Genomic DNA, 8,177 nt, shown 5'->3' on the forward strand with positions numbered 1-8,177 from the left:
GTGGCCGGGGGGGGGGCCCCCGGTCGGGCCCCCCCCCCCGGGGGGGCCGGGCGCGGCCCCGGGCGCGGCCGCGGCCACCGCGGCGGCCACGGGCGCCGCGGCCGGGAGCGCGCGTTCGGAGGTCGCGTAGGGGACCGCCTCGATCCAGTGCCGGGTCCGTTCGAAGGGATAGGTGGGCAGCGGCACGCGCCGACGCGGCGCGCCCGCGAAGGTCACCCAGTCGGCCTTGCCCCCGGCCAGCCAGAAGCGGCCGAGCGCACCCATCAGGAAGTCGGCATCGGACGCGGTTTCCTGCGGATGCTTGATGGTGGCGATGACGTCGTGGCCCGCGCCGCGCCGGCTGTTCTGGCGGGTCAGCGTGCTCAGCACCTGGCCGGGACCGATTTCCAGGAAGATGCGCTCAGGATCCTCCAGCAGCCGCGAGATCCCGTCGCAGAACAGCACGGTCGAGCGCAGGTGGCTCACCCAGTACCCGGGGTCGGTCGCTTCCTCGTCGGTGATCCAATCTCCGGTCAGGTTCGACAGGAACGGCCGCTGCGGCCTGTTGAGCGTCAGCCGCTCGAACTGCGCGCGGAACTCGCCGAGGATCGGCTCGACCAGGGCGGAGTGGGCCGCCACATTGATGTGCACGCGGCGGGTCTCGACGCCCTCGGCCTCGAGCGCGTCGGCAAGCGCCTGGATGGCTTCGTCGGGGCCGGAGACCACGCACTGATCGTCGCGGTTGATCGCGGCGATCGAGAGCTCGGCGCCGAGCCGGCCTTCGAGCGCCTTGGCGGCCAGGGGCACGCTCAGCATGCCGCCCGGCTGCAGGGTGTCGAACAGCCGCCCGCGGCACATGACGATGTCGATGGCGTCTTCGAGCGAGAACACCCCGGCCACGCAGGCGGCGGTGTATTCGCCCATGCTGTGGCCGATCATGGCGTCGGGCTCGACGCCCCAGGCGAGCCAGGTCTGGGCCATGGCGTATTCGACGGCGAACAGCGCCGGCAGGGCAACGGTCGGCTGGTCGAGCGCGCCTTCGCCTTCGAAGATGGCGTCGGTCAGAGGACGGCCGGCGCGGGCCTCGTAGATCCGGCTGCAGGTGTCGAGCGCCGCACGGAACGGCGCGCAGGCCCCGTAGAGCTCACGGGCCATGCCGGCATATTGCGCGCCGCCGCCCGGGAACAGGAACGCCACCGGCGGAGCTTCCGCCGCGCCGGCGCCGCGCAGCACCTCGCCGGGCGTCATGCGGCGCAGCTTGGCGATGGCGTCGTCGCGATCCGCGCAGACCAGGGCCAGGCGCTTCTCGAACCGCCGGCGTCCGACCCGCAGGGTGTGGGCGACGTCAGCGAGGTTGGCGGCCGCGTGGCCCTCGAGCCAGTCGGCCAGGTCGGCGCAGCGTTTCGCCAGCGCCGCATCGGTGCGCGCCGAGAGGACCAGAAGCTGGGCGCCTTCAGCCGCGCCCGAGGCCGGCCGCGACGGCGCCTCCTCGATCAGCAGGTGGGCGTTGGTGCCGCCGAGCCCGAAGGAGCTGATCCCGGCCCGGCGCGCGACGTCGCCGCGCTTCCATTCGGTGGCCTCGGCCGCGACGTAGAACGGCGAGTCGCAGAAGCCGATCCGCGGATTGGGCGCGGTGAAATTCAGGCTGGGCGGGATGATCTCGTTCTCGAGCGCCAGCACCGCCTTGATGAGACCCGCCGCCGTCGCGCCCGCGTCGAGGTGGCCGATGTTGGTCTTGACCGATCCGATGGCCACCGAGCCGGCCTGGTCGGGACCCAGGCGGAAGGCCCGCGTCAGGCCCTCGACCTCGATCGGATCGCCCAGCACGGTGCCGGTGCCGTGGGCTTCGATCAGGGAGACGGAGTCGGCCGAGACGCCCGCCTGGCGATAGGCCTCGGCGATGACCGCGGCCTGGCCCGAGACGCTGGGCGCCGTGAAGCCGGCCTTGGCCTCGCCGTCGTTGTTGACCGCCGAGCCGATCAGCACGCCGTAGATGTGGTCGCCGTCGGCCATGGCGTCTTCGAGGCGCTTGAGCGCGACCATGGCCACGCCGCTGCCGCGCACCATGCCGTTGGCCTCGGCGTCGAAGGCGCGCAGGACGCCGTCGGGCGACAGCGGGCCGCCCTCAACGTAGCGGTAGCCGACCCGGTTGGGCGCCAGCACCTTGGCGCCGCCGGCCAGCGCCATGTCGCACTCGCCGCGGCGCAGGCTCTCGGCGGCCATGTGGATCGCCACGCCCGAGGTGGAGCAGGCCGTCTGCACATTGACCGCGGGGCCCCGCAGGCCCAGCCGATAGGCGATGTGCGTCGTCGGGAAATCGCGCTCGTTGCCGATGAGCATGTTGTAGTCGCCGGCCGTCTCGCGCAGGTCCTGATGGGTCATCAGGTTGTTCAGCAGATAGGCGTTGCGGCCGACGCCGCCGAACACGCCGATCCGGTCGGAGCCCTGCCTCGGATCGACGCCGGCGTCCTCGAGCGCGGTCCAGGCGGCCTCCAGCATGATCCGCTGCTGCGGATCCATCAGCTCCGCCTCGCGCGGGGTGAAGCCGAAGAAGGCGGCGTCGAAGCCTTCCGCGTCGTCCAGCGGGAAGGCGGCGGCCACATAGTCGGGATCGTCGAGCAGGGCCGGGTCTTCGCCGGCGGCCTCCAGGTCGGCGCGGGTGATCTCCACGCGGCCCGAGCGGCCCGCGAGGATCATCTCCCAGAAGCTGGCGACATCGGGCGCGCCCGCGAAACGCCCGGCCAGGCCGACGATGGCGATGCGGTCGCCCTTGGGCGCGGGCTTCGCCGGGGCGGCGGCGATCGGCGCCTCCGCGGCGCGGCGCTGTTCGGCGATGCGGGCGATGTTCTCGACGGTCGGGCCGTCGAAGAACTCCGCGACGCTGAGGCGCAGGCCGCGCTGGCTGCGGCAGATCTCCAGGAAGCGCATGGCCAGCAGCGAGGTGCCGCCGAGTTCGAAGAAGCGGTCGTGGCGGCCGACCCGATCCACGCCGACCAGCTCGCGCCAGCTGTCGGCGACGAAGCGCTCGAAGTCCCCGCGCGGCGCGGCGAAGGCCTGTTCGAGCGTCGGCCGCTCGCGGCTCGGCGCGGGCAGGGCGCGGCGGTCGACCTTGCCGTTGGCCGTCAGCGGCACCGCGTCGAGCCAGACGAAGGCGCTCGGGAGCATGTAGTCGGGAAGCCGCCCGCCGAGGTGGCGGCGCAGCTCGGTCGTGCTCGGCTGGGCCGCGCCGGCCACGGCGACCAGATAGGCGACCAGCCGGGTCTCGTCGGCCCCGTCGTCCCGCGCCACCACGACGCTCTCGCGCACCGCCGGGTGTCCGGTGGCGGCGGCCTCGATCTCGCCCAGCTCGATGCGGAAGCCGCGGATCTTCACCTGGTCGTCGATGCGGCCGAGGTATTCGATATTGCCGTCGGCGAGGCGTTGCGCCAGGTCGCCGGTCCGGTAGAGCCGCGCCTGGGGATCCTTGGAATTGGGATCGGCGATGAACCGCTCGGCGGTCAGTTCCGGCCGGTTCAGATAGCCGCGGGCGACGCCTTCGCCGCCCACATAGAGTTCGCCCGGCTGGTCCGCCGGCGCCGGCTTTCCCTGCGGGTCCAGCACATGCAGCGAGAGATCGGGGATCGGCTGTCCGATGAGGCTGCGCCCGCCGGCGAGGTCCTCGGCCTTGATCTCATGATAGGTGACGTGGACTGTCGTCTCGGTGATCCCGTACATGTTGACGAGGCGCGGCGGGCCGAGCGGGTAGACAGAGAGCCACGGCTCCAGGGTCCGGAAATCCAGGGCCTCGCCGCCGAAGATCACCACCCGGAGCGCCTCGGCCTTCAGGTCCGGCAAGGCCACGGCGGTCGCGGCGAGGCGCCGGAAGGCCGATGGGGTCTGGTTCAGCACCGTGACGCCTTCCACGGCCAGCAGCCGGTAGAACTCGTCGGGGTTGCGGCTGGTCTCGTAGGGCACGACCACCACGCGGCCGCCATAGGCCAGCGCGCCCCAGATCTCCCAGACCGAGAAGTCGAAGGCGAAGGAGTGGAACAGCGTCCAGACGTCGGTCGGGCCGAACTGGAACCACGGCTCGGTCTGCTGGAGCAGGCGGCAGACGTTGTGGTGGGTGACCACCACGCCCTTCGGCTTGCCGGTGGAGCCGGAGGTGTAGATCACATAGGCCGCGTCGCCGGGCTGGGGCGCCGGGGCAGCGGCGCCGGCTTCATCGGCATCGCCCTCGGCAAGCTCGCCGAGGTTCAGGATCTCCAGCGTCCCCGATCCGCAAGACTCCAGGGCTGACGCCGCGCCATCCGTCGCGACCGCCACCTGGATGCCGGCGTCCTCGACGATGAAGCCCAGGCGCTCGGCCGGGTAGGTCGGGTCGAGCGGCACATAGGCGCCCCCGGCCTTGAGGATTCCGACCAGCCCGACCAGCAGGTCGAGCGAGCGTTCCGCGCATAGCCCGACCCGGACGTCCGACCCGACGCCGCGCGCCCGCAGGGCCCTGGCCACCCGCTCGGCCCGCTGGACAAGTTCGGCGTAGGTGAGCTGGGACTGGCCGCGCCGCACCGCGACATTGTCCGGGAAGCGCGCGGCCGCGGCGTCCAGCAGGGCGGTGAGGGTGGTGGCGTCGCCGCGGTCCTTGCCGCCAGTGGCGGGCCCCGGCGAGCTCGCCTTGTGGCCGACGAACTCAAGGTCCCCGCTGGGGAGCATCCGCACGTTGTCGCCGGTGCGGAAAAAGCGTCCGCCGGGCGCCCCGCGCCGCCGCACGAAGCGCTCGGCGGTCAGCTCGGGATGGTTGTGGTAGCCCAGCGCGAGCCCATCGCCGGCGATGCAGAGTTCGCCGACCTCGCCCTGACGCACGGGACTGAGGTCGGCGTCGAGGATCGCGACCGCGGTGTGCTCGATCGGCAGGCCGATCGGCGCCGCGGTCATCGACGCCGGCAGGTCGTGGGGAAGCCGGTGGCAGCAGGCGAACGCCGTCGTTTCGGTGGGGCCGTAGACGTTGACGATATTGGCGCTGATCTGGGCGCTGGCCCGGCGGACATGCTCGACCGACAGGGGTTCGCCGCCGACCAGCAGTTCCTCGACGCGGGCCAGCATGCCGACGTCGGCGTCGACGATCGCGTTGAACAGCGAACCGCTCAGCCAGAGCGTGTTGATGCGGGCGGTTTCGAGCACCGCCCGCAGCCGTCCGAGATCGGGCGGGCCGGCGTCGGGATAGATGACGCAGGTCCCGCTGTTCAGCAGGGCCGCCCAGACTTCGAAGGTCGCCGCGTCGAGCGATATCGGCGACATCTGCAGGATGCGGCGATCCGGGCCGAGCGCGGCGTAGCTGACCCCCAAGGTCAGACGCAGGATCGCTCGATGGGGGGTGACCACGCCCACCGGCTCGCCGGCCGGGCCGGACGCGTAGACGATATAGGCCGGGTCCGAGGCGTGGCTGGCTGGGAGCTCTACCGCGCCGGGCGCGGGCGGCGCGCCGATCTCGACGACATGCACCCCGGCCGCGGCGACCTCCGAGCCAAGGCCGGCGGACTGGACGACGACGCGCAGGCCGCTGTCGTTCTGGATGAAATCGAGGCGCTGGCGGGGCTGGGACGGGTCGAGGGGCACATAGACGCCGCCGGCCAGGAGCACGCCCAGCATGGCGATGGCGACGTCGAAGTCCCGTTTCGTCGCGACGCCCACCCGGTCCCCGGGCTTCACGCCGCCCGCTACGAGCGCGCGCGCGAGCCGCTGCGCACGCGTATCCAGCTCAGCGTAGGTCAGGGTATCGGTCGGAGGACCCTCGGTCCGGCCTATGGCGAGGGCTATGGCGCCTGGCGTGCGGCGCACGCAGTCGCGGAAAGCGACCTGGATTGTCGAGAAGTCGGGAGACGGCGCTTCTCTGATGATCCAGCCGAGATATCGTGCACCGATATCGATATTCATACCCCACCCCGGATCACCGTAAAGTCGATCCCAAAGCGGCACAAGCCGCGCTTGGATTCGTCCGAGATCCGCACCAAGTGTGCCAGCTAATGGTTAGTCATTCGCTCCGTGAGATCAGCGAGATAGGCGTTGGCGACCAGCCGGCGCGGGGTGGTTAACCGATCAACGCTTTGAGGTCGGCGCGGATGCTCCCGCGATTACCCTCGACACCTTGGGGAATCCGCACGTTGTGGTGGAATTACTTACGCGCGTAACCGTGTCCGATCCGCCGTCGCTGGGTGGCAAATTCGTATAAAACCAATATCTTGATTTAGGACTCTGACGCGGCAGGTCTGCTACTCAAAGATGTACCGCGTAAGCGGACCGGTGGGCGCACCGGCCGCCTTCATCGCCGCCGCGGCGCGCGCGCGGATTCACCATCCCTGGTCTTAAGTGAACCAGGTCTGCGGCGATTTATCCCGCCGAGGGACAGGGCGATCACGCGCCCGTCGCGGCCACGGGCCGATCCAAATGGAGACGGACGTGTACCGGCTTGACGTGCGCTACACCAAGGCGCCCGCCGAGGTCGAACCGCGCGAGGGCGTAGCCCGCGAACAGCAGAAGGACGCCGATCCCCAGCGCCAGATAGACCAGGTCGAGCATGTCAGCCTTTCGTCGCCACGGAGGAGCCGCGGCCAGGCTGCAGCATCACGCCGGGGCGGATCAGGGATCGAGACGGCCTTCAGGCGGGTCGCATAAGGGAGTCGTAAGGCCGCCCGGCGGCTAGCAGCCTTCCGGCGGCCGGGTCCTGAGCGCGCTGACCGGGGTCAGGACGGCGCGGTCGATCATCTCGGCCATGGTGTCGATGTCGACCTCGTCGAGATGGCGCAGCCACCAGGAGAGCAGGTTCAAGGTCGCCGAGACCAGGTGGAACAACATCAGGTCGTCGAGCGGTCCTTCGGCGGGCCGGGTCCGGGCCATGGCCATGGTGTCCATCGTCGCGCGCAGCATTTCGGCGCGCACGGTTTCGCCCGAGCCGCCGGCCAGCAGGGCCTTGTAGAGCGGCAGGCGGTCGTGGACGAAGGCGCACATCGAGCGCGCCGCGGCGCGCCGGTCACTCTGTTGCAGGAGGGGGCGCACCTGGCGCAGGAAGTCCTGGATCAGCCGCCCGGCCACGTCGGCCAGCAGCGCTTCCTTGTCGCTGTAGTGCCTGAAGAAGGTGGCGTAGCCGACGCCGGCCCGGGCCGCGATGGCGCGCACGGTGATCGCGTCCAGCGCACGTTCCGCCGCGAGGGCCGTCATGGCCTCCCGCAGCGCGTCGCGCGTGCGCACAACCCGGGCGTCTGAAAGCGTTGACATCGGCGGCCAATCGTCCGTTATGATCCACTGTATATCGTATCTAAACGATGGTGGGTTTTTGATTCACGCCATCGGTGGCGAACGTGGGGCAGGACGCTCCCGGCGCCGGGGACGAACCCACCTGGGGAGGACGGGCAGATGAAGATGTCACGCAAGAGCGCCGGCGTAGGCCTGGCAGGACTGACGGTCGCCGCCGCCGCCCTGGCCCTGGGCGGCGCTTCGCGGGGCGTGTCGGCGGCGAAGGCGCAGAGCGCGCCGGCCGCCGCGCCGGCCACGGTCGACGACTTCATGCTGGCCGACCAGAACCTGCTCGCCCGCCAGCTCTACCGGATGAGCGACGACAAGGCCGTGGTCCTGGTGACCTACGCCTCGGGCGACGCCGCGCTGCGCGCCGACGCCAGGGCGCTGATGGCGCTGAAGGCCGCCTACGCCGGCAAGGGCGTCGACATGCTGGCCGTCGACAGCCGCATCGGCGACAAGCGCGACCCGGTGATCGCCGACGCCAAGGCCGCCGGCCTCGAGATGCCGATCCTCTTCGACTACGAGCAGCTGGTCGGCGAGGAGCTGGGCGTCACCCGCGCCGCCGAGGTGATCGTCATCGACCCGCGCGGCTGGACCATCGCCTACCGCGGCCCGGTCGCCAGTCCTACCGGCGAACAATGGGCCAAGGCGGCGGTCGAGGCCCTGGTCGCCGGCCAGAAGGTCGCCCTGACCTCGGTCCCGGCCAAGGGCCAGCTGATCGCCTTCCCGGAGCGCGCCAAGGCCAAGACCTTCGCCCAGATCTCCTATGCCCACACCGTGGCCCCGATCATCCAGGCCAAGTGCGCCACCTGCCACCAGCCGGGCGGCATCGGCCCCATGCCGCTCAACACCTATGAGCAGATCAAGGGCTTCTCGCCGATGATCCGCGAGGTGATCCGCACCCACCGCATGCCGCCCTACCTGGC

At 71.0% G+C, this 8,177-nt stretch carries 4 protein-coding genes; 1 reads left to right on the forward strand and 3 read right to left on the reverse strand.

Annotated elements, in window-relative coordinates; genetic code table 11:
* From ACESMY_RS23155 to ACESMY_RS23165, 3 genes are all read right to left on the reverse strand, one after another.
* Positions 1 to 5,892: amino acid adenylation domain-containing protein (locus tag ACESMY_RS23155; RefSeq protein ID WP_372787001.1), on the reverse strand; the 5,892-nt coding region annotated here is incomplete at its 3' end.
* Between the two features lie 477 nt (positions 5,893 to 6,369).
* Positions 6,370 to 6,534 (reverse strand): hypothetical protein, encoded by a 165-nt coding sequence (locus tag ACESMY_RS23160; RefSeq protein ID WP_372787002.1) that lies wholly within the window; start codon positions 6,532 to 6,534, stop codon positions 6,370 to 6,372.
* Between the two features lie 120 nt (positions 6,535 to 6,654).
* Entirely contained in the window at positions 6,655 to 7,230 is a 576-nt protein-coding gene (locus ACESMY_RS23165; RefSeq protein WP_372787003.1) for a TetR/AcrR family transcriptional regulator, read from the reverse strand.
* A 138-nt stretch (positions 7,231 to 7,368) separates the two neighbouring features.
* On the opposite strand from ACESMY_RS23165, the gene ACESMY_RS23170 reads away from it, so the two are divergent.
* Positions 7,369 to 8,177 (forward strand): peroxiredoxin family protein (locus ACESMY_RS23170; protein ID WP_372787004.1); only part of this gene is annotated, 809 nt, incomplete at its 3' end.

The sequence above is a fragment of the Phenylobacterium sp. genome, from assembly GCF_041691455.1.
Taxonomy (GTDB): domain Bacteria; phylum Pseudomonadota; class Alphaproteobacteria; order Caulobacterales; family Caulobacteraceae; genus Phenylobacterium.